At 74.7% G+C, this 23,191-nt stretch carries 23 protein-coding genes; 9 read left to right on the top strand and 14 right to left on the bottom strand.

The window, feature by feature from the left end; all coding sequences use genetic code 11:
* The first annotated feature begins 61 nt into the window (after positions 1-61).
* Positions 62-694 carry a hypothetical protein gene (locus FHR77_RS03955; protein WP_167258916.1) on the top strand — a complete coding sequence of 211 codons (633 nt, stop codon included), beginning with the start codon at positions 62-64 and terminating at the stop codon, positions 692-694.
* Here FHR77_RS03955 and FHR77_RS03950 read toward each other — a convergent pair.
* From FHR77_RS03950 to FHR77_RS03930, 6 genes are all read right to left on the bottom strand, one after another.
* On the bottom strand, positions 691-1,614 hold the full coding sequence (locus FHR77_RS03950; RefSeq protein ID WP_341777213.1) for a PhzF family phenazine biosynthesis protein: 924 nt from the start codon (positions 1,612-1,614) through the stop codon (positions 691-693). The two genes, FHR77_RS03955 and FHR77_RS03950, sit on opposite strands and share 4 nt — an antisense overlap.
* Before the next feature lie 71 nt (positions 1,615-1,685).
* Positions 1,686-2,993: a hypothetical protein gene (locus tag FHR77_RS03945; protein WP_167258915.1), complete on the bottom strand. Its 1,308-nt coding sequence runs from the start codon at positions 2,991-2,993 to the stop codon at positions 1,686-1,688.
* Entirely contained in the window at positions 2,990-4,426 is a 1,437-nt protein-coding gene (locus tag FHR77_RS03940) for a glycosyltransferase (RefSeq protein WP_208380398.1), read from the bottom strand. The genes FHR77_RS03945 and FHR77_RS03940 overlap by 4 nt, the downstream gene beginning before the upstream one ends.
* Positions 4,423-5,436 (bottom strand): glycosyltransferase, encoded by a 1,014-nt coding sequence (locus tag FHR77_RS15550; protein ID WP_208380397.1) that lies wholly within the window; start codon positions 5,434-5,436, stop codon positions 4,423-4,425. The genes FHR77_RS03940 and FHR77_RS15550 overlap by 4 nt, the downstream gene beginning before the upstream one ends.
* Positions 5,433-6,287, bottom strand: a complete 855-nt coding sequence (locus tag FHR77_RS15545) for a glycosyltransferase family 2 protein (protein WP_341777212.1) — start codon at positions 6,285-6,287, stop codon at positions 5,433-5,435. The genes FHR77_RS15550 and FHR77_RS15545 overlap by 4 nt, the downstream gene beginning before the upstream one ends.
* An 896-nt stretch (positions 6,288-7,183) precedes the next feature.
* The gene (locus FHR77_RS03930) at positions 7,184-7,960 is read right to left on the bottom strand and encodes an SDR family NAD(P)-dependent oxidoreductase (protein WP_167258914.1); all 777 of its coding nucleotides are present in this window, start codon (positions 7,958-7,960) and stop codon (positions 7,184-7,186) included.
* Between the two features lie 190 nt (positions 7,961-8,150).
* Between FHR77_RS03930 and FHR77_RS03925 the strand changes: the two genes are divergently transcribed.
* The 5 genes from FHR77_RS03925 (at position 8,151) to FHR77_RS03905 (ending at position 14,005) form a co-directional block, all read left to right on the top strand.
* Positions 8,151-9,479 carry a bifunctional o-acetylhomoserine/o-acetylserine sulfhydrylase gene (locus FHR77_RS03925; RefSeq protein ID WP_167258913.1) on the top strand — a complete coding sequence of 443 codons (1,329 nt, stop codon included), beginning with the start codon at positions 8,151-8,153 and terminating at the stop codon, positions 9,477-9,479.
* A 40-nt stretch (positions 9,480-9,519) separates the two neighbouring features.
* Complete coding sequence (metX, locus tag FHR77_RS03920) at positions 9,520-10,728, top strand: homoserine O-acetyltransferase MetX (protein WP_167258912.1); 1,209 nt, start codon at positions 9,520-9,522, stop codon at positions 10,726-10,728.
* A gap of 127 nt (positions 10,729-10,855) precedes the next feature.
* Positions 10,856-12,019 (top strand): sensor histidine kinase, encoded by a 1,164-nt coding sequence (locus tag FHR77_RS03915; RefSeq protein ID WP_167258911.1) that lies wholly within the window; start codon positions 10,856-10,858, stop codon positions 12,017-12,019.
* On the top strand, positions 12,016-13,275 hold the full coding sequence (locus FHR77_RS03910; RefSeq protein WP_167258910.1) for a hypothetical protein: 1,260 nt from the start codon (positions 12,016-12,018) through the stop codon (positions 13,273-13,275). Before FHR77_RS03915 ends, FHR77_RS03910 begins: the two co-directional genes overlap by 4 nt.
* A 58-nt stretch (positions 13,276-13,333) precedes the next feature.
* A complete protein-coding gene (locus FHR77_RS03905; RefSeq protein ID WP_056053789.1) occupies positions 13,334-14,005 on the top strand; it encodes a response regulator transcription factor in 672 nt (223 codons plus the stop codon).
* 73 nt (positions 14,006-14,078) lie between these two features.
* Here FHR77_RS03905 and FHR77_RS03900 read toward each other — a convergent pair whose 3' ends face one another.
* From FHR77_RS03900 to FHR77_RS03865, 8 genes are all read right to left on the bottom strand, one after another.
* Complete coding sequence (locus FHR77_RS03900) at positions 14,079-15,365, bottom strand: MFS transporter (RefSeq protein ID WP_167258909.1); 1,287 nt, start codon at positions 15,363-15,365, stop codon at positions 14,079-14,081.
* A gap of 233 nt (positions 15,366-15,598) precedes the next feature.
* Positions 15,599-16,420: a hypothetical protein gene (locus FHR77_RS03895; RefSeq protein WP_167258908.1), complete on the bottom strand. Its 822-nt coding sequence runs from the start codon at positions 16,418-16,420 to the stop codon at positions 15,599-15,601.
* A complete protein-coding gene (locus FHR77_RS03890; protein WP_167258907.1) occupies positions 16,417-16,869 on the bottom strand; it encodes a hypothetical protein in 453 nt (150 codons plus the stop codon). The genes FHR77_RS03895 and FHR77_RS03890 overlap by 4 nt, the downstream gene beginning before the upstream one ends.
* Positions 16,870-16,969: 100 nt before the next feature.
* Positions 16,970-18,157 carry a hypothetical protein gene (locus tag FHR77_RS03885; RefSeq protein ID WP_167258906.1) on the bottom strand — a complete coding sequence of 396 codons (1,188 nt, stop codon included), beginning with the start codon at positions 18,155-18,157 and terminating at the stop codon, positions 16,970-16,972.
* Entirely contained in the window at positions 18,154-18,459 is a 306-nt protein-coding gene (locus FHR77_RS03880; RefSeq protein WP_167258905.1) for a DUF6507 family protein, read from the bottom strand. Before FHR77_RS03880 ends, FHR77_RS03885 begins: the two co-directional genes overlap by 4 nt.
* Positions 18,460-18,570: 111 nt before the next feature.
* Positions 18,571-18,885, bottom strand: a complete 315-nt coding sequence (locus FHR77_RS03875; RefSeq protein WP_167258904.1) for a hypothetical protein — start codon at positions 18,883-18,885, stop codon at positions 18,571-18,573.
* A gap of 5 nt (positions 18,886-18,890) precedes the next feature.
* Positions 18,891-19,223 (bottom strand): thiamine-binding protein, encoded by a 333-nt coding sequence (locus tag FHR77_RS03870; RefSeq protein ID WP_167258903.1) that lies wholly within the window; start codon positions 19,221-19,223, stop codon positions 18,891-18,893.
* Complete coding sequence (locus FHR77_RS03865) at positions 19,220-20,455, bottom strand: glycosyltransferase 87 family protein (RefSeq protein ID WP_167258902.1); 1,236 nt, start codon at positions 20,453-20,455, stop codon at positions 19,220-19,222. Before FHR77_RS03865 ends, FHR77_RS03870 begins: the two co-directional genes overlap by 4 nt.
* Positions 20,456-20,646: 191 nt before the next feature.
* On the opposite strand from FHR77_RS03865, the gene FHR77_RS03860 reads away from it, so the two are divergent.
* From FHR77_RS03860 to FHR77_RS03850, 3 genes are read left to right on the top strand one after another with little or no spacing between them, the layout of a single operon-like run.
* A complete protein-coding gene (locus tag FHR77_RS03860; protein ID WP_167258901.1) occupies positions 20,647-21,483 on the top strand; it encodes an ABC transporter substrate-binding protein in 837 nt (278 codons plus the stop codon).
* Positions 21,447-22,379 carry an ABC transporter permease subunit gene (locus tag FHR77_RS03855; protein ID WP_167258900.1) on the top strand — a complete coding sequence of 311 codons (933 nt, stop codon included), beginning with the start codon at positions 21,447-21,449 and terminating at the stop codon, positions 22,377-22,379. The genes FHR77_RS03860 and FHR77_RS03855 overlap by 37 nt, the downstream gene beginning before the upstream one ends.
* Positions 22,376-23,158 (top strand): amino acid ABC transporter ATP-binding protein, encoded by a 783-nt coding sequence (locus FHR77_RS03850; RefSeq protein ID WP_341777211.1) that lies wholly within the window; start codon positions 22,376-22,378, stop codon positions 23,156-23,158. Before FHR77_RS03855 ends, FHR77_RS03850 begins: the two co-directional genes overlap by 4 nt.
* Positions 23,159-23,191: the final 33 nt, after the last annotated feature.

Here is a 23,191-nt window from a genome sequence, read left to right as displayed (position 1 = left end):
GACCACTGCGCGGTCGCCCGTCCGCCCGTCCCGCCCGCCGACCACCCGAGGAGGCCCGCCCGTGACGACCGGACCGACCGCGCGCCGCGCCGACCCGAGCCCGCTCGAGCGGGCCGTCGACGAGGGCTTCCTCATCATCCGCGCGTCGCTCGTGGTCGCGACCGCCAACCAGGTCATCCGCCGGGCCCTGCAGGAGCGCCTCCCCTTCGACGAGGAGGTGGCCACCGGCTTCGTCCGCTCCGAGATCGACCGCCTGACCGAGGAGCAGCTCGAGGGCGCCCGCCGCCTGCGCCGGGTGCGCCGCCGCACCCACCGCTCGTACGGCCAGTCACAGCACCAGTTCGACTACCGCGTCGACGACGTCGACGCCCTCCGCCTCCGCGAGGCGACCCACAAGGCGCTCGTGAAGGAGCTCGGCCGGGCGGGCCGCGACGACGCGTTCGTCGCCGCCGTGGTCGACGCGGCGCGGGCCCGCGCGTGGGACGACGTGGGCAGCACCGTCGTCGACCGGATCGGCTGGGCGGCCGCGCCGGCCCCGGGCTACGACGAGGGCCGCGACGAGCGGCTCCACGACCTGCTCGACATCGACCTCGCCGGCCTCGCCGAGCGCCACGACGAGCGCGGCGGCCCCGCACGAGCCACCGGCCCCGCCGAGCCGACGGAGACCGACGAGCCGACGGAGACCGGCGCCTAGCTCGCCGGCCCCGCCCCCGCGGCCCCCGCGTCGATCCGCACGCCGCGGCCCGACACCACGACGCCGCCCGTGACCGGCACGAGCACGTCGAGCACCCCAGGCCGCCCCACGTGGGCGCCCTGGTGAACGCGGACCCGGGCCGGCGGCACGACCCTGCCGGAGGCGCGGAGCCAGCCCCCGAGGGCGGCCGCGGCCGACCCCGTGGCCGGGTCCTCGACGAGCGTGCCCACCGGGAAGGGGTTGCGGGCCTCCAGGACGAGGGTGCCGTCGTCGTCGATCCCGAGCTCGTGGACGACGGTGACCGTGCCGGCCCAGCCCTGCTCGTCCATCAGCGGCCGGAGCGCGCCCGCGTCGACGACGAAGCCGTCGAACGCCGCGCGGTCGACGACGGGCAGCACGGGGTGGAGGTTGCCGGCCCAGGCCGCCAGCACGGGCCGGGAGGCTTCGAGCTCCGTCGCCCGGAGCCCGAGCACCCCGAGCAGCCGCGAGAGCACCTCCGGCTCCAGCGGCTCGACGTGGGGCTCGGGCGAGGTGAACGACGCCCGCGCTCCCCCGTCGGGCTCGACCGTCGTGACGAGGGGCACCGGGCCGACGGCGGTCTCGACCACGACGCGGCCCGGGCCGTCGCGCTCGGCGAGCGCGATCGCCGTCGCGACGGTCGCGTGGCCGCAGAAGGGCACCTCGGCCACGGGAGAGAAGTAGCGCACCCGGTGGCGGCGGCCGTCGCCGTCGAGGTCGGGACCGACGACGAAGGCCGTCTCGGCGTCGCCGACGGCGAGCGCCGTCGCCTGCATCTCCGCGTCGGTGAGGCCGCGGGCGTCGAGCACGACCCCGGCGGGGTTGCCGCCCGCGGGGTCGGCGGAGAAGGCGGCCCAGCGGGCCACGGCACGGTCGGAGGTCGAGGTCGGTGCGGGGGTCACCCGCCCATGGTGCCGGGGAGGCGCGGTGCGCGTCGAGCGCCACCCGCGCCTCCCCGGCCTGGTCGCCCCCGTCAGGAGCCCGGCGCGCCGTCGATAAGCGAGAGCGGGTCGGCGACGAACCGCGCCAGGGCCCGGTCGACGACCCCGCGGTCGAAGACGTTGTCGTTGTAGGCGACCGCGACCTGGAGGGCGCCGTCGATGACGGCGATCTGCACGGAGAGGTTCTCGGCCGGCACGGGGTGGACGGTGTAGCCGAGCTCCGCCGGCCGGCCGTCGCGGACCCAGGGCAGGCCCTGCATCGTGCGGGCGACGCCGAGGTTGCTGACGACGAGGTGGCCGCGGGCGTGGGCCGGCGCTGTGGCGGGCACCCTGCGGTCCCCCGGGCGGACGGCCTCCTTGACGGCACCGGCGACGAGGGCCGCGAGGGGCCGGCCCGACGTGACGGTCTCGTGGATGCTCTCGTCGACGGCGAGGAGGTCGTCCACCCCGGTCACGGGCACGCCCGTCACGAAGTTGCCGGTGGTGTCGACGCCGGCCGGCAGGTACTGGCGGACGTCCCAGACGAGCTCGCTCTCGGCCGCCAGCCGCACGCCCTCACGGACGAACGCGGCGCGCAGCGCGACGATGACCGCGCTGGAGAAGGCCACGGGGTGCGGCTGGGCGCGGAGCCAGCGCCGCAGCTCGGTGAAGGTCCGTCGCTCGCCCCGGCCCCAGGCCACGGCGGTGGAGGGAGCCCACGCGACCTGCTCGCGCTCCTGCACGACCCCGGTCGGCACCGTGGGCACCTGCACGCGCCGGGCGCGCAGCAGCGCCGGCACCCGGGCCGGGTGGCGCAGGTACGTGGCGGCGACGGCACGCCACAGCGGGTGGCGGACGCCCTCGGCGCTGAGCCAGGCCGGCATCTCGCCGCCGGCGGCGAGGTCGAGGAGGGCGGCGGGCAGCCGCGAGGTGAAGCGCGCGTCGACGACCTGGTGGTCGTAGATCATGAGCAGCCGCTCACCCGAGAGGATCACCTGCAGCGGCAGGGCGTCGTCGATCATGCCGACGAGGTGCTCGAGCACCTCGTCGGGCGCGAGGTCGTCGCCGAGCGGCGGGATCTCGCGGACCATCCGCTCGCAGAGCTCACGCTGGGTCTCGGGGGTCCAGGCCCAGTCGCGGCGGTCGGCCGCCACGAGCCCGAGGCGCGCACCGGGCCCGAGGGAGACGACGCGGTGCAGGGCGGCGACGAGGGCCGCCCGCGGGGGCAGCACCAGCGGGCCCATCACGCCGAGCACGTGCGCGCCCGCGGCGAGGCGGTCGACGGCGGAGATGGGCAGGGTGCGGCGGCCACCCTCGGCGGGGGTCGCGGCGCGGAGCGCGGGCACGGTCATGGCGGTCACGAGGCGGCCCCCGCGACGGTCGGCACCGTCACCGGCGTCGGCACCCCCGCGGGCATCGGCACCGGGGCGGGCATCGGCACCGCGACCGGTGTCGCGGCCGCCACGGGCGTCGGCGCCGCCGCAGCCACGGGCGTGGGCACCGGGCGCATCGTCGACGCGCCGTCCCAGCGCTGTCGCAGGTAGAGCAGCGGCCCGCGGGCGACCCCGGCGAGCTCGACGCGGGCGGTGCGACGGAGCTCACGATCCAGCTCGGCGTCGGCCGGGGCCGTGCTCACCCGGGAGGTCGCGGCGGTGGCGGACCCCGCCTTCCCGTTCGCGATGAGGGCCGCGACCGCGTGCGGCGCGCGGCGGAGCGCGGCGCGCCGCGTGCGCCCGTCGAGGGCCACGCCGGCCAACCAGGCGCCGAGGCCGGTGCCGTAGCCCGCCGCCTGGACGCGGAGCGCGGCCAGGTCGGCGCGGTGTCGGTGCCAGACGAGGGCCGAGGGCTGCACGGCGAGGGCGTGCCCGGCGAAGAGCACGCGCGTGAAGACGTCGAGGTCCTCTCCCCCGGCGGTGCGGGTGCCGACGCCGAACGCCGTGTCGAAGCCGCCGAGCGCGAGCGCGACGTCGCGGCGGAGGGCGAAGTCGGCCCCCGTGCCGAACGCACCGACCGAGAACGGGAAGGTCGGCAGGTCGGCGGGCTGCTCGTCGAGGCGGAAGACGCGCGGTGCGACGTTCCGCGACCACGAGACGCGGTCGTCGAAGGAGCGCTGCACGGCCGTGCGCAGCTCCCCGCTCGCCACGAGGCCCGTCACGCAGGCCACGTCGTCGGCGCGGGCGAAGCCGTCGCAGAGGCCGAGCAGCCACCCGGCGTCGACCACGACGTCGTCGTCGGTGAAGGCGACGACCTCCCCGGTCGCCGCGCGGAGGCCGGCGTTGCGGGCGTGGGAGAGGCCGGCCACCGGCTCGACCACGTACCGCACGCGCGGGTCGTCGAACTCGGCGGCCACGAGGTCGCGGGTCGCGGAGGTCGAGGGGGCGTTGTCGACCACGACGACGTCGAAGGCCGGGTGGTCGAGGGCGAGCACCGACGTCAGGCAGCCGCGCAGCTGCTCGGCGCGGTCACGCGTGCAGACGACGACCGTCACGGTGGGGAGCCCGCCGGAGGGCACGACGACGGGGCGCGGCGCCGCGGGGAGGTCCGCGGCCTCCGAGCGCACGAGGTCGATCGAGACGTGGTCGGCGACGACCGGCACCTCGACGACGCCGAGCACCTCGCGCCCGTCGCGCACCAGCAGGCGCGCGGCGCGGTGGCCCTCCGCGTCGACGAGCCGCAGGTCGTCGACGTCGGGGCGTGCCAGGTCGGCCACGTCGACCGCTCCCACCCACAGGGCGCCCGCCCAGGTAGGCACCGCGGTGCTCGCCATGGGGCGCGTGAGCGAGAGGGCGGTCACGAGGTGGCCTCGACGACGGCGGGCCGCCCCGGGGAGGCGGGGGTCGCCTCCTCGAGGAGCGCACGGCCGACCGCGGGGTCGTGGGGCGCGAGACGGGCGCGACGGAGCGTGCCGGCGGCGTAGCCGAGGACGGTGGCGACGACCACCGTGAGCAGCACGCCCGCGCGGCGCGCGCCTCCCCGGCCCGTCTGCCCGAGCTCGCGGACGAGGGCGGCGGGCACGACGCGGCGCAGGTAGTCGGACTCGCTCGAGAGCGCGTCGCCGGCGCCGACCTGGCGGCTGAGGGCGGCCTTGGAGAGGCCCTCGCCCCAGCCGCGACGACGGGCGTAGGCCCACGTCACGCGCGGAGGCGTCACGTGGTGGCTGACGTCGGCGCGCGGCTCGAGCACGATGCGGGCCGAGGGGTCGGCCTGCCGGATGCGGATGCAGAGCTCCGTCTCCTCGCAGCCGAGGGGCACGGTGCCGACCCGGCCGGTGTCGAGGTTGAAGCCGCCGACGGCGACGACGGAGGCGCGGCGGAAGGCCATCGAGCAGCCGATCACGTTGCGCACGTCGGCGGTCGTCGTCGGCAGGCCGCGGTGGCTGCAGCCGACGACCCAGAGGGCCTCCGGCGGGTAGAAGGCGCGGGCACCGTCGGGCCAGCGCGGGGTCGCGTGGCCGCCGACGCCCACGACGTCGGGCTCGGCGAACGGCGCGAGGAGGTGCTCGAGCCAGCATGGGTCGGCGGCGGCGTCGTCGTCGAGGAAGGCGACGACCTCACCGCGGGCGACGGCGACGCCGGTGTTGCGCGCCCCGGACAGCCCCTGGCGGAGGCGGTTCGGCACGACGACGACGTCGCTCCAGCGGGCGAGGCTCCGCGCGAGCAGGGAGTCGCTGTGGTCGACGACCAGCACGACCTCGGTCGTCTCGGGCAGGCGGCGCACCGACTCGACGCTGGCGACCAGGTCGTCCCAGCGCTCCTCGGTGTAGGCGCAGACGACGACGGAGACGGTGACCGGGCCGCCGGTCACGCGACGTCCCGACCCGCTCCGGTCCGGATCGAGCCGGTGCTCGTCGCGACGAGCTCGGGGGCCAGGGACGCCGCGGCGCGCATCGAGGCGCGACGGGCCGCCGCGGACGGGCGACGACGACGCTCCTCCAGGATGACGCGGAGCACGCGGAACCCGTCGGAGACGGCGTTGAGGTTGCTCGAGCCGTGGATGCGGAGCTTCTCGATGCTCGGCACCTCGACGATGTCGTAGCCGAGGGCGGCGGTGCGACAGTTCAGGATCGTCTCGATCTCGAAGCCGTCGCCGTTGTGCATCTGGCCGTCGGGCCGGGGCGCGAGACCGCTCGGCAGCAGCTCGAGGCTCGGGACGATGCGGGCCCAGAAGGCGTTGTAGCCATAGCAGAGGTCCGTGTAGCGGGTGCCGAGCAGGATGTTGGTGAGGGCGTTGAGGCCCCAGTTGCCGAGCGCACGGAAGTGCGTGATGTCCTCGCTGCCGCCCCCCTGCACGAACCGGCTGCCCTTGGCGACGTCGGCACCGGCGACGAGCGCCTCGACGAAGCGCGGGATCTCGGCGGGGTCGGCCGAGCCGTCCGCGTCGAACATCACGATGACGTCGCCCGTGGCGGCCTCGAAGCCGCAGGCCAGGGCGTTGCCCTTGCCCTTGCGGGTCTGGTGGACGACCTTGATGTCGGGCATGACGCGCACGGCCGTCGCGACGGTGTCGTCGACCGAGTGGCCGTCGACGAGGATCACCTCGTGCACGCTGGGCAGCATCGGGAGGACGATCTCGAGGTTGCGGGCCTCGTTGCGGGCCGGGACGACGATGGAGATCCGGGGCTGGGCGATCGAGGGCAGGGGTGAGACCGGGTTCACGAGGGGGGTCCTTGCGTGGGTGAGCGAACCAGCAGGTGGGGTGGCCTGCGGTGGAGAGCCGGCGACTCGGGGTTTTCGGGTCCGTCGAGCCGGGCTGGGCGGGCCGATCGAGTTTCGGGTTCGATCGGCGCCGCTGTCGGGTGAGCACCAACATACGCGCCTGGCGGCGGCGCGCAAGCACCCCCACCCGGTCGTGTCGAGGGGTGATCCGTCGCCGTCGGGGCGTCGCGGCCGACACCTCCGCGGCCTGTCGGCCGATACTGGCCGGTACCGATGGCGGACACCGCGTGTCCCCCGAACTGTCCCCCCACCAGCCGACTCCCAGGTCCGACGTCGCAGCCCCCGGGCCTCCCGAGCGGTCCACGAATAGGATCGCCGGACACCAGACGGGCGCCCCGAGCGCCCGCCCGAGCCCCCCGGAGAGACCACCGTGACCGCTGATCGCCCCGAGCCTGCGGCCCTCTGCGTCTGCGGGCACGCCCTGGAGGCCCACGAGCACTACCGGGCCGGGACGGACTGTTCGCTCTGCCCGGCCGGCGCCTGCCGCCGCTGGCGACCCGCCCGACGCTGACGGAGGGTCGCCCGCGTCCCCCGTTCTGATCCGAGGGCCTCTCATCTCATCACGGCCGTGAGTCCGCATCTAGGGGGACACGGATGGCGCCGACGCCCCTCGGACGGGGGTCATCGAGCACCCCCGGGGGGCCGTCGGCCCCGCGGACGGGGGCCACCCTGCCCCCCGTTCTGGGGGATGCCCGAGACTGACGGCGGCGGGTCGGCTCACCCGCTCCTCGCCCGACTCACCCCCCGCACGAGGGTCTGGGGCGCCCGACGGACCGAGCGAGGGGCAGTACGAACGACCGTCCCAGCGACCGCTCGCGGTCGGCGAGGACGAGCCGTCAGGGGCGACGGACGGCCAGAGCGCCTCGGGCGACGCGGTGCGGGGCGGCCTGCGCCACCGGCTTGACGGTGACGAGGTCGAGGTTGACGTGGCTCGGCAGCTCCATCGCGTGCACGATCGACTCGGCGACGTCGTCGGCCGTGAGCGGCCCCGGCACGTCGGCGTAGACGGCGTCGGCCCGCGCCTGGTCGCCGCCGAAGCGCACGAGCGAGAACTCCTCCGTCTGCACCATGCCCGGCGCGATCTCCACGACGCGGATGGGCTCCCCCGCGAGCTCGAGCCGCAGCACGGCCACGAGCGCGTGCTCGGCGAACTTCGACGCGTTGTAGCCGCCGCCGCCCTCGTACGCGACGTGGCCCGCGATCGAGGTGACGGTCACGACGTCGGCGACCCCCGCCTCCTCGGCTCCGTCGCGCAGCGCGGGCAGCAGCGCCGCCGTGACGCGCTTGGTGCCGAGCACGTTGACGTCGAACATGCGCTGCCAGTCGTCGACCGAGCCCGCCTCGACGCTGTCGAGGCCGAACGCTCCGCCGGCGTTGTTCACGAGGGCGTGCAGCGGCCCGGTCGACTCGACGTGGGCGCGGAGCGCCGCGACGTCGTCGTCGCTCGTGACGTCGGCGCGCAACCAGGTCGCCCCCGTCTCGACGGCGAGCGCGCGGAGGCGGTCCTCGCGACGGGCGACCGCCAGCACGTCCCAGCCCCGGCCGCGCAGCAGGCGCACCGTGGCCTCCCCGATGCCCGAGCTCGCTCCGGTCACCACGACTCGTCCCGCCATGTGCGTCTCCTTCTCTGCGGTGCCCGCGCCCCACGGTCGGGGGCGGCGCCCTCCGACGCTACCGCCGCCCGTCGGGCCGCGCCCCGACACCCGTTACGCCCCGTGTCCGCGCGGTGCCGGTCGCCGCGGCCCGTGTCGTACCGTGGCCCCACCGCGACCCGAGCAGCACCGACCGACGCAGGAGACCACCGTGACCGACCAGAGCGACTGGAAGTTCGAGACCCGGCAGATCCACGCCGGGGCGCGACCCGACCCGACCACGAACGCCCGGGCGACGCCCATCTACAAGACGACCTCGTACGTCTTCCGCGACTCGCAGCACGCCCAGGACCTCTTCGCCCTGGCCGAGAGCGGCAACATCTACTCGCGAATCATGAACCCGACCCACGACGTGGTGGAGCAGCGCATCGCGACCCTCGAGGGCGGCAGCGGCGCCCTCCTCGTGGCGTCGGGCCAGGCGGCGTCGACGTTCGCCGTGCTCAACATCGCCCAGGCGGGCGACCACATCGTGTCGTCGTCGTCGATCTACGGCGGCACCTACAACCTCTTCAAGTACACGCTCGCGAAGCTCGGCATCGAGACCACGTTCGTCGAGGACCAGGACGACGCGGACGAGTGGCGCCGGGCCGTCCGCCCGAACACGAAGCTCTTCTTCGCCGAGACGATCGGCAACCCGAAGATCAACATCCTCGACATCGAGCTCGTCGCCGAGGTGGCCCACGCCGAGGGCGTGCCGCTGATCGTCGACAACACGATCGCCACCCCCTACCTGATCCGCCCCTTCGAGCACGGCGCCGACGTCGTCGTGCACTCGGCCACGAAGTTCCTCGGCGGGCACGGCACCGTCATCGGCGGCTTCATCGTCGACGGCGGCACCTTCCGCTGGAGCGAGCACGCCGAGCGCTTCCCCGGCCTCACCGAGCCCGACCCCTCGTACCACGGCGCCGTCTACACCCAGGCGGTGGGCGACGAGCTGGCCTACGTGGTGAAGGCGCGCGTGCAGCTGCTCCGCGACCTCGGGTCGTCGAACGCCGCCGACAGCGCCTTCGCCCTCATCCAGGGCATCGAGACGCTCAGCCTCCGCATCGAGCGCCACGTGCAGAACGCCCAGGAGATCGCCGAGTGGCTCGACTCCCGCGACGACGTCGCGGCCGTCTGGTACGCGGGCCTGCCGACGAGCCCCTGGTACGCGGCGGCGAACAAGTACGCACCCCGGGGCGTCGGCGCCGTCCTCTCGTTCGAGCTCAAGGGCGGGGTCGACGCCGGCCGTGCGCTGGTCGACTCGCTGCAGCTGTTCAGCCACCTCGCCAACATCGGCGACGTGCGGAGCCTCGTCATCCACCCGGCCTCGACGACGCACTCGCAGCTGACCCCCGAGCAGCAGCTGACCACCGGCGTCACGCCGGGCCTCGTCCGGCTCTCCGTCGGCATCGAGTCGGTCGACGACCTCAAGGCCGACCTCGAGGCCGGCTTCGCATCGGCCCGCCGGACGACGCAGGAGGCCCTGCGGTCGTCCTGACCGGCCGGCGGCCCCCGACCACCCCCATGATGGAGACGACATGGACTGGCAGAGCACATCAGAGGACACCGTCCCGTCGAGCATCGTCTCCGAGCGTCACCGCCTGGCGATGCTCGGCAAGCCGCCGGCCACCGGCGCGTGGCGCGACGGCGACGACCCCGGGCACCGCTCCTTCGTCACGCTCGGCGACCTCCCGCTCGAGAGCGGAGGCTCGCTCGCCCGGACGCGCATCGCCTACGAGACCTGGGGCGAGCTCGACGCCGACCGCGGCAACGCGGTGCTGCTCCTGCACGCGCTCACCGGCGACAGCCACGTCGTGGGGCCGGCCACGACCGGCCACCCGACGGCCGGCTGGTGGAACGGCGTGGTCGGCCCCGGCCTCGCGATCGACACCGACCGCTGGTTCGTCGTCGCCCCGAACATGCTCGGCGGCTGCCAGGGCAGCACGGGCCCGTCGTCGTTCGCGCCCGACGCCGTCGAGTGGGGGTCGCGGTTCCCGCACCTGACGATCCGGGACCAGGTGGAGGCGCAGGTCGCGTTCTCCGACGCGCTGGGCGTCGAGCGCTGGGCCGCGGTCGTCGGCGGCTCGATGGGCGGCATGCACGCCCTGGAGTGGGGGGTCGGCCACCCCGACCGCCTCGAGCGCCTGGCCGTGCTCGCGGCGCCGCCGCTGGCCAGCGCCGACCAGATCGCGCTCAACACGGTGCAGGGCGAGGCCGTCCGGATGGACCCGGGCTGGCGCGACGGCGACTACCACGACGCCGCCGACGGCGAGGGCCCGTACCGCGGCCTCGCGCTCGCCCGGCGCATGGCCCTGCTCAACTACCGCTCGCCCGACGAGCTCAACGCCCGCTTCGGCCGTGCGTGGCAGAGCGACGTCAGCCCGCTCGGCGGGCCGGGCCGGTTCCAGGTCGAGAGCTACCTCGACTTCCACGGCAACAAGTTCACGCGGCGCTTCGACGCCGGCAGCTACGTGACGCTGCTCGGCGCGATGAACTCGCACGACGTGGGCCGGGGGCGGGGCGGCGTCGAGACCGCCCTGGGCCGGGTCTCGGCGCGGGCGCTCGTGCTCGGCATCGACAGCGACCGCCTCTTCCCGGTGGCGGACCAGCGGACCATCGCGCGCCTCCTGCCCCACGGTCTCGACGGGGGCGACGCCGCCGTGATCTCGAGCGAGTTCGGCCACGACGGGTTCCTCATCGAGAACGAGGCGGTCGGCGGGCACCTGCGACGCCTGCTCGAGACCTGAATCCGGCTCGCTCCCCGGCGCGTCGCGCGCGCTACCACCCCCACGGGTGGTCCTGGTGTGAAAACATGGTGAGGTCGCTGTCACCCGGCAGGCCTCCACGACACCAGCAGTCCGACTCAGGGACACCATGGACATCTTCGCCCAGGAGCGCGACCGGCTGCTGAGCAGCACGGCGCGCACCCTCGGCATCGCCTGCGCGGCCGTCAGCCTCCTCGCGCTGGCGTACCCCGGGGTGGCCGACCCCCTCCACCTGGCGGCCGTCGTGCCCCTCGTGCTCGTGCTCATCGTGGCGCTCGCGATCGTCGGCCGCTCGGGCGGCCACGCGCGGGCGTGGGTCGTGGTGGGCCTCACGGCGGGCATCGCGGCGACGGTCGTGGCCCTCCTCCCCGCCACCGGCGAGCCGAGCCCGGGCATCGCCACCGCCGTCGTGCCGCTGGCCGGGGGCGCGACCGCCTCGTTCACCATCGTCCTGTCGTCGAGCCGTCTGCGGGTCGTCACGGCGTCGGTCGCGTTCGTCGTCGCCGTCACCCTCGTCGCGCTGGCCACGGGCTCGCTCTTCACCTTCCCCGTCGCGGCCGTCGTGCTCGGCTGGGCGCTGGTCTTCGTCGCCGGCATCTGGCTCGGCCGCAGCGTGCCCCTCGCCGCGCGACGCATCTACAGCATCGGCAACGCGCACCGGGCGGAGCGCCAGGCCAGCGAGACCGAGGCGCAGCGCCGGCAGGGCGCGCGCCTCCTGCACGACACCGTGCTCGCGACCCTCACGCTCCTGGCGCACTCGGGCGTCGGCGTCACGGCCCAGGCGCTCCAGGCGCAGGCCGCGGAGGACGCCCGGCTGCTCCGCCACCTGCGGCTCGGCGGCACGCCCCAGCCGCAGGCCTCCGGCGAGTACTCGCTCGAGACCGTCGAGGAGGCGCCGCTCGGGCAGACCCTCGAGTCGGTCAAGCAGCGCTTCGGCCGCATGGGCCTCGAGGTCAGCTGGCACGGCACCGGCCAGGTCCTCCTGCCGACCCACGTGCTCGACGCCTTCCTGCTCGCCCTCGCCGAGTGCCTCGAGAACGTCCGGCGACACGCGGGCGTCACCGAGGCGCACGTCACGATCATCCACGACGACGACATGGTGAGGGCCATGGTCACCGACGCCGGCGTCGGCTTCGACCTCGAGGGCATCTCGGAGGAGCGGCTGGGCTTCAAGGAGTCGGTGGTCGGCCGCCTGCGCGAGGTCGGCGGCAGCGCCCGGCTCTTCTCCTCGCCCGGCTCGGGCACCACCGTCGTCCTGGAGGCACCGCGATGAGCATCGACGAGAACACCCTCGGCGTCGTGCGGGGCCGTCGTGCGGCACGCGGCCTGCCGATCAGCTCGACCGGCGCACGCTCCCTCCGCCAGGCCCGGGCGGCCGGCGCCACCCTCGGCACCGGCTACCTCGGGCTCGGCGCCGCGGTGATCGCCGGCCTCCAGGCCGTCTACGGCCTCGTCTTCTTCCTCAGCCACCTCGCCGACTACCCCTCGGTGGCCCCGGCCCTCGTGGCGTGGCTGCTCTACATCGCCACGTTCGTCGGCACGGCGGCCCTGGTGACCATCCGGGGCGAGCGCCTCACGGGCTCCGTCTTCGCGGTCATCGGCGGCGTGCTCGTCGTCGTCGTGGCGCTCGACTTCATCGCCATCGCCCCGCTGCACGACGTCGGCGCCTTCGCGACGGCCTCCGTGGCCGTGGGCTTCGGGCTGCTCCCGATCGTGACGCTCCGGCCGGCCCGCGAGATCGTCGTCGCCACCGGGGTCCTGCTCGTGGCGTTCGTCGTCATGGTGCTCGTGACCACGCCGCTGACGGCCGACACCGTGCCGCAGCAGCTCTCCGTCATCGCCCTCGCCGTGCTGCCCTCCGCCGTGGCGACGTCGATCGTCCAGCGGTTCCGGCGGATGGTGCAGGTCGAGCTCGACCGCGTGCTCGTGCAGAGCAACGTCACGCAGCCCCGGTTCGCCGTCGGCATGCTGGCGAGCGACGAGCTCGCGCGGCTCGACCTCGCCGCCGAGAAGCTGCTCGACGGGGTCGCCGGCGGCGACGTGCCCCTCCCCCTCGCGCCCAAGGTGGCCTCGCAGGCCGCCTCGCTCGCGACCGAGCTCCGCCTCCACCTCATCGAGGGGCGGCGCGAGACCTGGCTGCACCACGCGGTCACCGAGTCCGAGTACCTGGGTCGGTCGGTCACGCTGGTCGACCCGTCGTCGCTCGCCGGCCTCCTCGCTCCCCCGCAGCGCGACGGCCTCCTGCAGGCCGTCTGGCTCCTGCTCGGCGACTCGAAGAGCCGCACCCCGGGCACGACCATCACCCTGACCCTCGGCCCGGTCACGGCGTCGACCAAGTCCATCGCGTCGCTCGCCGGGCGCAGCGTCGACGTGCCCGTCGTGCTGACGACGACCGGCATCCGGCGCAACCGCGTGACCCCCGCGACCTGGAACGCCCTCGAGCGGGTCGGCGAGTACACCGCCTCGACCCACGAGCAGAGCGTCATGATCAAGCTGCACTGCATCGTCGACAACCCCGCCGAGTCGTGACAGCCCGTTCCGTCCCTCCGTCTAGTCTGAACACCACGTCCTGAGAAAGAAGGCACCCGTGACGAACCCCGACGACCGCATCCGTCTGGCCCTGGTCGACGACCACAAGATGCTGCTCGGAGCCCTGAGCGAGTGGATCCGAGGTGCCGCCAGCGACATCTCGATGGTCGCGGCCGTGGCCTCCTGGCCCGAGCTCCTGACGCACCCCGAGTTCCCGGTCGACGTCGTGCTCCTCGACCTCGACCTGAAGGACAACATCCCGATCTCGCTGAAGATCAACACGCTCAAGACCACGGGCGTCAAGACCGTGCTGATGAGCACGTACTCCGAGCCCAACGTCGTGCGCGAGGCCCTCGCGGCCGGCGCGCTCGGCTACCTCGTCAAGAGCGAGGACGCCGACATGATCGTCGAGGCCATCCGCGCCGCGGCGAAGGGCGAGTCGTACATCTCGGCCGAGCTCGACCTCGCCCTCAACGCCGCCGAGATCGGCGGCGTGCCCAAGCTCAGTGCGCAGGAGCGCCGCGTCATGGCGCTCTACGGCGGCGGCGAGCCCGTCAAGGCCGTGGCGTACCAGCTCGGCATCAGCGAAGAGACCGCGAAGAGCTACCTCAAGCGCATCCGCGAGAAGTACCGCGTCGCGGGCTACGACGTCGGCACGAAGGTCGCGCTGCGGAAGCGCGCCCTCCAGGACGGCATCCTCATCGACACCCCGGCGCAGACGAGCTTCTAGCCCCGAGCACCGCGAACGGCCCGGCTCCCCTCGAGGGGAGCCGGGCCGTTCGTCGTCGCGAGGGCTCCCGCCGCTAGCGCTGCCCGATGAACACGGAGCCCGTGTCGGTGTCCTCCTTGTGGTCCGCCTCGCGGGCGGCGGCGCAGAGCGCCGCCTGGCGGGCGTCGCCCGTCTTCTGGAGTCGGAAGCTGACGACCGTCAGGACGACCCCGGCCAGGGCCAGCGCGACTCCCACCCAGCCCGGTGCGGCGAACCCGAACCCGGCCGCGATGACGGCGCCGCCGAGGTAGGCCCCGGCGCTGTTGCCGAGGTTCATCGACGAGTGGTTGAGGGCGGCCCCGATCACCTGGCTCTCACCGGCGACCTCCATCAGGCGCGACTGCACCGACGGGCCGATCATCGAGCTGACCAGCCCGAGCAGGAACGTCGTGGCGAAGATGCCGACGAGGCTGTCGACGAGCAGGGCGTAGGCCACGAGGGCGGCGATGAGGCCGACGAAGCCGACCGTGAGTGCCGCCTTGAGGTTCTTGTCGGCGGCCCAGCCGCCGATGACGTTGCCGATCGTCATGCCGACGCCGACGCCGACGAGCACCCACGGCACGACGCCCTCGTCGACCCCGACCCCCTCGGTGACCGCGTTGGCGATGTAGCTGTAGACGGCGAAGAAGCCGCCGAAGCCGATCGCGCCCACGCCCATCACGAGCCAGACCTGCGGCTTGCGGAACGCGCTGAGCTCACGGCGCATCGACGCGGACGAGTCGCCCTCCATGCGCGGCACGGCGAAGGCCACCGCCACGAAGGTCAGCGCGAAGATCGCGGCGACGGCGAGGTAGGCCGTGCGCCAGCCCTGCGCCTGGCCGAGGGCCGTGATCGTCGGCACGCCCACGACGTTGGCGATCGTCAGGCCGCTGAGCACGAGGGCCACGCCCTTGCCCCGGTTGCCCGGCCCCATGATCGTCGCGGCCACGATGGAGGCGATGCCGAAGTAGGCGCCGTGCGGCAGCCCGGCGAAGAAGCGCGCGGCGAGCACCCAGCCGAACGACGGCAGCACGGCCGACAGCACGGTGCCGACGACGAAGAGCGCGAGGAGGCCCATCAGCAACTTCTTCTTCGGCAGGTGCGACGACATCGCGGCGATGGTCGGCGCCCCCACGACGACGCCCAGGGCGTAGGCGCTGACGAGCCAGCCGGCGCGGGCGATGCCCGCGTCGGACGACTGCGCCCAGAGGTCGGGCAGCAGGTCCTGCGCGATGTTCGGCAGCAGGCCCATGGCGACGAACTCGGTCGAGCCGATCCCGAAGCCGCCGAGCGCGAGGGCGATCAGGGCGAACGTCTTGCGACGGGTGGAGAGGGTGGTCACGGGCGGCTGCCTTCGCTGGGTCGGAGGTGTCGGGCTGAGGGGGCCCAGGGCTCTCCGTCGAGCGAGCTGGGGGCGTGGGCGGAGGCGACGTCGCGCCTCCGGCCTGACCGTGTCGGTTCGAATCGATTCGACCCGACCCTCGATGGTACGCCCTGGGGAGGCGCGGGCGCAGCCCCTGGGGCCCCGACACGACGAGCACGATGGTCGCGAGGACGGCTGACCCGTCGAGGCGGTCAGCGGCGTCGGCGGCCCTCCAGCGAGTCGACCCACATGGTCGCGACCTCGCGGAAGACGTCACCGGGGAGGGTCGGGTCGAGCCGCACCGTCGACCGGTCGACGTCGCGCGGCACGAGCCACCCCACGTCGCCCGTGCGGACGGCCGTCGTGCCGAACCGGCTCACCCCGGAGCCCACCTCGAACCAGGTCCACTGGCCGGCCGACCACGCCCGGGCCGTCGTCCAGCTCGGGTCGGGCTCGACCGGGGGCACCTGCCCGACGGGGGCGTCGACGCGCGCGTCGAGGGCCCGACGGGAGATCTGGTCCTTGCCCGGCTCGTGCTGGAACGTCCAGGCCGGGCCGACGCCCATCCACGAGAGCAGGAGCCCCAGCGCCGAGCCGTTCGACGTGACGTGCAGCGTGGCCCGCTCCTCGACGCGCGGAGCCGACCGGTCGAGGTTCTGGGGCTCGGCGAGCACGAGCGCGCGGGCACCGTCGACCCACGCCGTCCACGTGGTGGTCACGCCTGCCCCCCTCGCGGTCGCGCGGAACGACATCGGCGCCCGGGACCGGAGGTCGACGATCTCCTGGCCGACCGGCGACGGGCCTCCGAAGGCGTCGAGCCAGCCGAGCTCGACGAGCTCGCCCGCCTCCGGGGTGCCCCGTCGGCGACGGGACTGCAGGCCCCGCCCCCGGGACGCGAAGAGGAAGTCGAACGCGGCGACGGAGACCAGCGCGTCCCCGGCGGGGTACGGCTGGCGGCTCGCGATGCGGGTCAGCAGCTCGGCGGGGGCGCCGCCCTTCTCGGTGGCGTCCTCGTCGAGTCGGATCTCGGTCATCGGTCGTCCTCCACAGCCAGCCGGGCCGCGATCGCGACCAGGAGTTCTTCGTACCCCGTGCGGTCGAGCACGCCGACGCTGGCGGTCACCTCGACCACGCGACGACCGGTCGCGATCGTCCAGCGCATCACCGACACGCACACGTCGCCCTGCCACCAGAGGAAGTCGAGCATGCGACCCGGGCCGTCCGGCAGGTCCCAGACGTCGTTCGAGAGGACGTGGCTCGGGGCGGGCAACGCGAAGACCTCCGCGACGGCGAGGGCGCCCGCCTCGTGGACGGGCTGCTCGCTCGCCCGGTGCAGCACCACGACGTTGGCGCGGAACCCGCCGTCGAGCCGCTCGGGCTCGGCCATGACCAGGGGCCCGGTGCCCTCGTCGAGGTCCGCCCACTCCTCGGGCACCTGGATCTGCACGGGGCCGTCCCGTCTCGTGCGCCAGCCGTTGCTCACAGTGCTCTCGTCTCGTGTCGTGGTGGCCCTGGTCGTCGTCTCGGGGCGGACGGCGGCGGCGGCGAACCTCCGCCTCGCAGGCCCGTGGTCTGGGGGCCGGTCATCCGAACAGGTCGCCGACGAGGTCCTGCAGGCCCTCGCCCATCTTCTGCCCGATGCCGCCGCCGATCACGCCTCCGATGATGCCGCCCGCCAGGCCGCCGATGATGGTGCCCGCGCCGGGGAAGATCATCGTGCCGATCGTCGCGCCCCACTGGGCGCCGACGGCCGCGCCGGCCCAGGCCCCGGCGGCCGAGCCGCCGCCCTGGAACGCCGCGGTCGTCGCGGCGCTCTTGCGACGCTGCCCTTCGTCCCACTCGGGGTGGGCCGCCTGGTCGCGACGGTACTGGTCGGTGAACGACGTGCCGATCGTCAGCGCGGCCCCGGCCACGCCGAGCGCCCGCCCGCCCAGCCGGCCCGCCTCGGACACCGCGGAGGGGCCGGCGACGCGGCCTCGGCCCACGTCGTCCGTCGCCCCGGTCGCGGCGGCACCGGCCCCGGCGCCGCCGCCGGTCGCCCTCGCACCCGGTGGCCGCGCGTCGTCGACGGGGGGAACGGGCCGGACGACCTGGCCGTGCTCGTTCGTCGCGGCGAAGGGACCGCGATGGTCGCCGTCGGTGGTGAAGAACCCCCAGCGCTGCGCCTCTCCCTGGAAGACGTCCTTGACCTCGTCCCACTGGTCGGCGATGCTCACGCCGAGCCCGAGCACCGGATGGCCCACGACGTCGTTCGCGGCGTCGACGAAGTCGGCGACCTGCTTCGACGAGTACCGCACGAGCCGCACGAGGGCGTCGGCGCAGTCCTGGTCGGCCTGCTCGGCGTCGCGGTTGAACTGGGTGATGCGCGTGGCGAGCCCCAGGGCCGCCTGGCCGCTCGTGGAGGGGTCGGGGGGCGAGGTGGGGTCGGCGGCCTGCGCGGCCAGGGCCGCGTCGCGGTCGGCCAGGTCGTCGACGAGCTGCCGACGGCGCGCCTCGAGGCCGGCGAGCGTCGTCGCGTAGGTCTCGAGAGCCGTCTTCGCCGCGGCGGCGTCGTCGCCGAGCGTGCCCGCGACGGTGCTCGGCTCGTCCATGGCCGCGAGCACCGGGGCCGACTCGGGCGACTGGTAGACGCCGGGCGCGGCGAGGCGCGACCAGGCGGACGTGAGGCCGGCCATCGCGGAGTCGGCGGCCGGGCCGATGTCGGCGAAGGCCCCCGCCGCGGCCTCGACCGCGGCGGCGTTCGGCAGCACCGCGAGCTCCTCGCCGCTCATCGTCCTGCTCCCCGCGAGTTCTCGAGCGCCATCTCCTGGTCGCCCGCCTCGTACGCGTCGAGTGCCGCGCCGGTCTTCTGGATGCTCGACGCAGCCATCGAGCGGGCCAGCGTGAGCTGCATGAGGAAGGGGTTGTGCGCCATGTCGGCGACGGCGGCGGCGGTCTTGCCCAGCGTCGCCCCCTGGGCGTCGTCGATCGCCGTCGAGATCGCGCTGGCCACGTCGTCGAAGCCGTCGAGCTGCGCCCCGGCCTGCGACACGGCGTCGCGCGCCGCGGGCATGTCGATCTTCCATCCGTCCACGTCGAGCCCCCTCGTCGTCGTCACGCCCCGGCGCCCCCACCGGGGCCGGGGCAGGAACGTCCTGTCTGCCCCACGATAGCCGACGGCGCCGTCGCCGCGAGCCCGGGTCGCCTAGCGCGTGGCGCGGCGGCCGCCGCCGGACTTCGCGTCGCGGTACCAGCGCGGCAGGAGGAACTGCGGCAGCCAGAAGGCGAAGACGATGCCGAGCACGCAGACGGCCAGGCCGACCTGCTGCACGACGTCGGCGACGGGCGCCGACGTCGACCAGAGGAGGGCGCCTGCGTCCACCAGCGCGAGGCCGACCCCGGCCCACGCCAGCCCGAACGGCCAGTGCAGCACGGTGGGGTCCGACCATCGCCGCCAGGCCCCGGTGTAGGCCAAGAGGCCGGGCACGAGCAACAGGGCCCCGACGACGGTCAACAGCACGACGGTCAGCCCTGCTCGCCGAGGGCGGCCTCGAGGCGCTCGACCTTGCCGGTCAGCTCGCCGGTGCGGCCGGGGCGGATGTCGGCCTTGAGCACGAGCGAGACGCGGGTGCCGAAGCGGCCCACCGCCTCCGTGGCCTCCTTGACGACGGCCATGACCTCGTCCCAGTCGCCCTCGATCTCGGTGAACATCGAGGAGGTGCGGTTCGGCAGGCCCGACGCCCGGACGACCGCCACGGCCGCGGCGACGGCGTCGTGGACGGAGTCGCCGTGCGCCTCCGGGTCGAGGTGGCCGGCGGGGGCACCGCCGCTGGGCGAGACGGAGAAGGCGACGATCATGCGCCCATCCTGCCCCGCCCTGCCGTCGCCGTCCTGCCGAGCCGCCACAGCTGGGCCCCGGCGAGCGCGAGCAGGGCCACCTCGCCGAGCCCGCGCACCGTGGCCAGGAGCACCATCCAGGGCTCGGCGGCGAGGAGGGAGTCGTAGCACCACGGGTAGATGACCTGGGTCAGGCCCGCGACGACGAGGCTCAGCGCCGCGGGCACGACGAACGAGGGCCCGCCCCGGCGCTGCAGCACGAGGCCGACCACGACGGGCACGGCCAGCCACGAGACGAACTGCGGCGAGCCCACCTTGTTGGTGACGATCAGGGCCGTGACCAGCCCGAGCGAGAGGGGCGCGAGGAGGCGCACGGCCGACGCCCCGGAGCGCACGGCCCGCAGCCCCAGCAGCACCACGGCGAGCACGACCAGCGCCATGACGACGGTCGTCGCCTGGGCGGCGAGCGCGACGCCGGGGCCGGAGACCTGGAAGGTCAGGATCTCGCGGTCGTAGTAGACGCTCGTGTCGGCGGCTCCGGAGGCCGCCCGCCAGAGCCACGGCACCGCGGTGAGCGACTCGACCTGGAGGCCCCTGCCCGCCTGCTGCCCGACGAAGCCGAGCACGGTCGCGCCGCTGCCGAGCACGAGCGAGATCGCGACGACGACGACGCTCGTCGTCACCGCCGCGGTGAGCACGTCGCGGCGCCGACGCACCGCGATCAGCGCGGCGACGACGAGGGCCGCCGGCCAGACCTTGACCCAGGCGGCGACCGTGAGCAGGGCGGCGGCCAGCGTGGGGCGCGCGGTGAGCAGCAGGAGGCCGACCAGGGCGAGGGCGACCGTGACGGCGTCGATGCGCCCCACGGCGATGGGCCCCAGCACGACGAGGAAGGCCAGCCACCACCACGCCGCGGCGAGCTCGCGGCGGCCGCCGCGGGTCAGGACGGCGAGCGCGGCCGCGTCGAGCAGCAGGACGATCGTGAGCCATGCCGTTCCGTAGTGCTCAGGGCCGGCCACGCGGGCCAGCAGCATGGGCACGGCGGCCAGCAGCGGGTACACCCACGGCCGGTCGATGCCGACCCAGTCCCCCGCGCCGACGCCGCGCTGCATCCACGTCGAGTAGACGCTGAGCACGTCGCCCATCGGCTGGTTCGGGCCGGTCAGCGCCGCGTGCCCGAGCCAGAGGTGCACGAGCACGACGGCGACGCCGAGCAGCACGGGCGAGGCGGTGACCCGGCGCGCGGTGCTCATGGCACCCCGGTCTGAGGCCGCGAGGGCAGTCGGGGCCGCGGACACCGCCGACCCGGTCGGGAGGGGCACGCTCCCCGTGTCGGCGCGTCCGGACGAGGGAGGCGCGGCGCGGGTCATGCGCACAGGCTAGCCGCCCGTCACGGGGCGTCTCCGAGGCGTCGCCCGTCGGTCGCCGCCGGTACTCTCGTCCCATGCGCCTCACCCGACTCCGTCGAGCCTCCGCCGTCGCGACCGCCCTCGTGGCCGTCGGCCTCCTCACCGCCTGCTCGGGCGCCTCCGACGGGTCGGGCGACGCCTCCGGCGGGGGCGTCGGCCTCGTGACCGAGGGCAAGCTCACGGTCGCGACCGGCGAGCCCGCGTACAGCCCCTGGGTCGAGGGCGACGACCCGACGACGGGCGAGGGCTACGAGTCGGCCGTGGCCTACGCCGTCGCCGAGCAGCTCGGCTACGACGACTCCGACGTGGTGTGGGTGCGCACCACCTTCGACGAGGCCATCGCGCCCGGCCCGAAGACGTACGACCTCAACCTGCAGCAGTTCTCGATCACCGACCAGCGGAAGAAGGCCGTCGACTTCTCGTCGCCCTACTACGAGACCCGCCAGGCCGTCGTCACGCTGCCCGGCCCGGTCGCGGCCGACGCGACGAACGTCGCCGACCTGAAGGGCCTCGCGATCGGCGCCCAGAGCGCGACCACGAGCTTCACGGCCGCCGAGACCGCCATCCACCCCGACGGCGGCGTGCAGGCGTACAACTCCAACGACGACGCCAAGGCGGCGCTCGAGTCGGGCCAGGTCGACGCCATCGTGCTCGACGTGCCCACCGCCACGTACTTCGTCGAGGGCGGCGTCGTCCTCGGCCAGCTGCCCGCCGCCGAGGGCGCGAGCGACGAGCTCGGCATCGTCCTGCCGCTCGGCAGCGACCTGACCTCCGACGTCACCGCGGCCGTCGACGCGCTGCGGGCCGACGGCACCCTCGACGAGCTGCAGCAGCAGTGGCTCGCCGACTACGACGTGCCGGAGCTCTCGTAGCGCCGGCACCGGTCGCCGCCGGCACGGGCCCCGCGGCCGGCGGCCCGGCCCCCGCCCCGGTCAGCGACCTCGAGCTCGGGCGGCGCGAGTACCGCCGCCGGCAGTCGACCCGCTCGGTCGTGGTCGCGGCCATCAGCACCGTGGTCTTCGCGGCCCTCGCCTGGTGGGCGGTGACGAGCACGCCCGGCTGGGAGCGCGTGCGCTTCAGCTTCTTCGACGGCGAGTCGCTCGTCGCCGCCTGGCCCCGGGTGCTCGAGGGCCTCTGGCTCAACGTCCGGGTGCTGGTCGTGGCGGCCCTAGGCGTCGCGGTGCTGAGCACCGTGCTGTCGGCCCTCCGCACCCTGCGCGGCCCCGTCTTCTTCCCCGTCCGGGCGCTCGTGCGCGGCTACACCGACCTGTTCCGCGGGCTGCCGCTCATCATCGTGCTCTACCTCGTCGGCTTCGGCGTGCCCGGCCTCGGTCTCGGCATCCCCCGCCTCCCCGCCGAGTTCTGGGGCACCATCGCGTTGGTCCTCACCTACTCGGCCTACGTCTCCGAGGTCGTGCGGGCCGGCATCGACGCCGTCCACCCGTCGCAGCGGCTCGCCGCCCGGTCGCTCGGCCTCAGCCACGCGAAGACCCTGCGCCTCGTCGTCTTCCCCCAGGCGCTCCGCAAGGTCACCCCGGCCCTGATGAACGACCTCGTCTCGATGCAGAAAGACGTCGGGCTCATCTCCGTGCTCGGCGCCGTCGACGCCGTCCGCGCCGCGCAGATCGAGACGGCGACCGCCGCCAACTTCACGCCCTACGTGCTGGCCGGCCTGCTGTTCGTCGCGCTGGCGCTGCCGACCCTCTGGCTCACCGACTGGCTGTCGGCGCGCCTCCGCCGCCGCGAGCAGGCCGGGAGCGTCGTGTGAGCGCCCCCGTCACGCCCGCCGGAGGCGCGGTGCCGGCTGCCGAGGCCGCCCCCGTCCTGCGCCTCGAGGGGGTCCGCAAGGCGTTCGGCGACACGACGGTGCTCGACGGCATCGACCTCGACGTGGCCCGTGACGAGGTCGTGGCCCTGATCGGCGCCAGCGGCTCGGGCAAGTCGACGCTGCTGCGCACGGTCAACCTGCTCGAGACGATCGACGACGGCCGCATCACCCTCGACGGCACCGACATCAGCGACCCGCGCGTGCGCGTCGACGCCGTCCGGGCCCGCATCGGCGTCGTCTTCCAGCACTTCAACCTCTTCCCGCACATGACCGTGCTCGAGAACGTCTCGCTGGCGAGCCGGCACGTGCTGCACCAGCCCCGCCGCGAGGCCGAGCAGCGCGCCCTCGAGCTGCTCGAGCGCGTCGGCCTCGGCGACAAGGCGCGGTCGTACCCCGACCGGCTCTCCGGCGGGCAGCAGCAGCGCGTCGCGATCGCCCGGGCCCTGGCCCCGCGCCCCGCCGTGCTGCTGCTCGACGAGATCACGAGCGCCCTCGACCCCGAGCTGGTGGGCGAGGTGCTCGACCTCGTCCGCACGCTGAAGGAGGTCGGCACGACCATCCTGATGGCGACCCACGAGATGGCGTTCGCCCGCGACGTCGCCGACCGCGTCGTCTTCCTCGACGCGGGCCGCGTCGCCGAGCAGGGGCCGCCCGCCCAGCTCTTCACGGCGCCCCGCACCGAGCGCGCCCGCGACTTCCTCGCCCGCTTCACGGCCTGACCTCCCAGGTGCCCCCGAGGGCGGCCCGACATC

This window comes from Frigoribacterium endophyticum (assembly GCF_011759585.1).
Classification (GTDB): Bacteria; Actinomycetota; Actinomycetes; order Actinomycetales; family Microbacteriaceae; genus Frigoribacterium; species Frigoribacterium endophyticum.
This window is presented reverse-complemented; position numbering and strand designations above follow the sequence as displayed.

Bases quoted from the DNA above. Each gene is read 5' to 3' on its own strand.
- FHR77_RS03930 (WP_167258914.1), bottom strand. From the start codon at position 7,960: ATGGCGGGACGAGTCGTGGTGACCGGAGCGAGCTCGGGCATCGGGGAG.
- metX (WP_167258912.1), top strand. From the start codon at position 9,520: ATGGACTGGCAGAGCACATCAGAGGACACCGTCCCGTCGAGCATCGTC.
- FHR77_RS03915 (WP_167258911.1), top strand. From the start codon at position 10,856: ATGGACATCTTCGCCCAGGAGCGCGACCGGCTGCTGAGCAGCACGGCG.
- FHR77_RS03910 (WP_167258910.1), top strand. From the start codon at position 12,016: ATGAGCATCGACGAGAACACCCTCGGCGTCGTGCGGGGCCGTCGTGCG.
- FHR77_RS03895 (WP_167258908.1), bottom strand. From the start codon at position 16,420: ATGACCGAGATCCGACTCGACGAGGACGCCACCGAGAAGGGCGGCGCC.
- FHR77_RS03885 (WP_167258906.1), bottom strand. From the start codon at position 18,157: ATGAGCGGCGAGGAGCTCGCGGTGCTGCCGAACGCCGCCGCGGTCGAG.
- FHR77_RS03870 (WP_167258903.1), bottom strand. From the start codon at position 19,223: ATGATCGTCGCCTTCTCCGTCTCGCCCAGCGGCGGTGCCCCCGCCGGC.
- FHR77_RS03865 (WP_167258902.1), bottom strand. From the start codon at position 20,455: ATGAGCACCGCGCGCCGGGTCACCGCCTCGCCCGTGCTGCTCGGCGTC.
- FHR77_RS03860 (WP_167258901.1), top strand. From the start codon at position 20,647: ATGCGCCTCACCCGACTCCGTCGAGCCTCCGCCGTCGCGACCGCCCTC.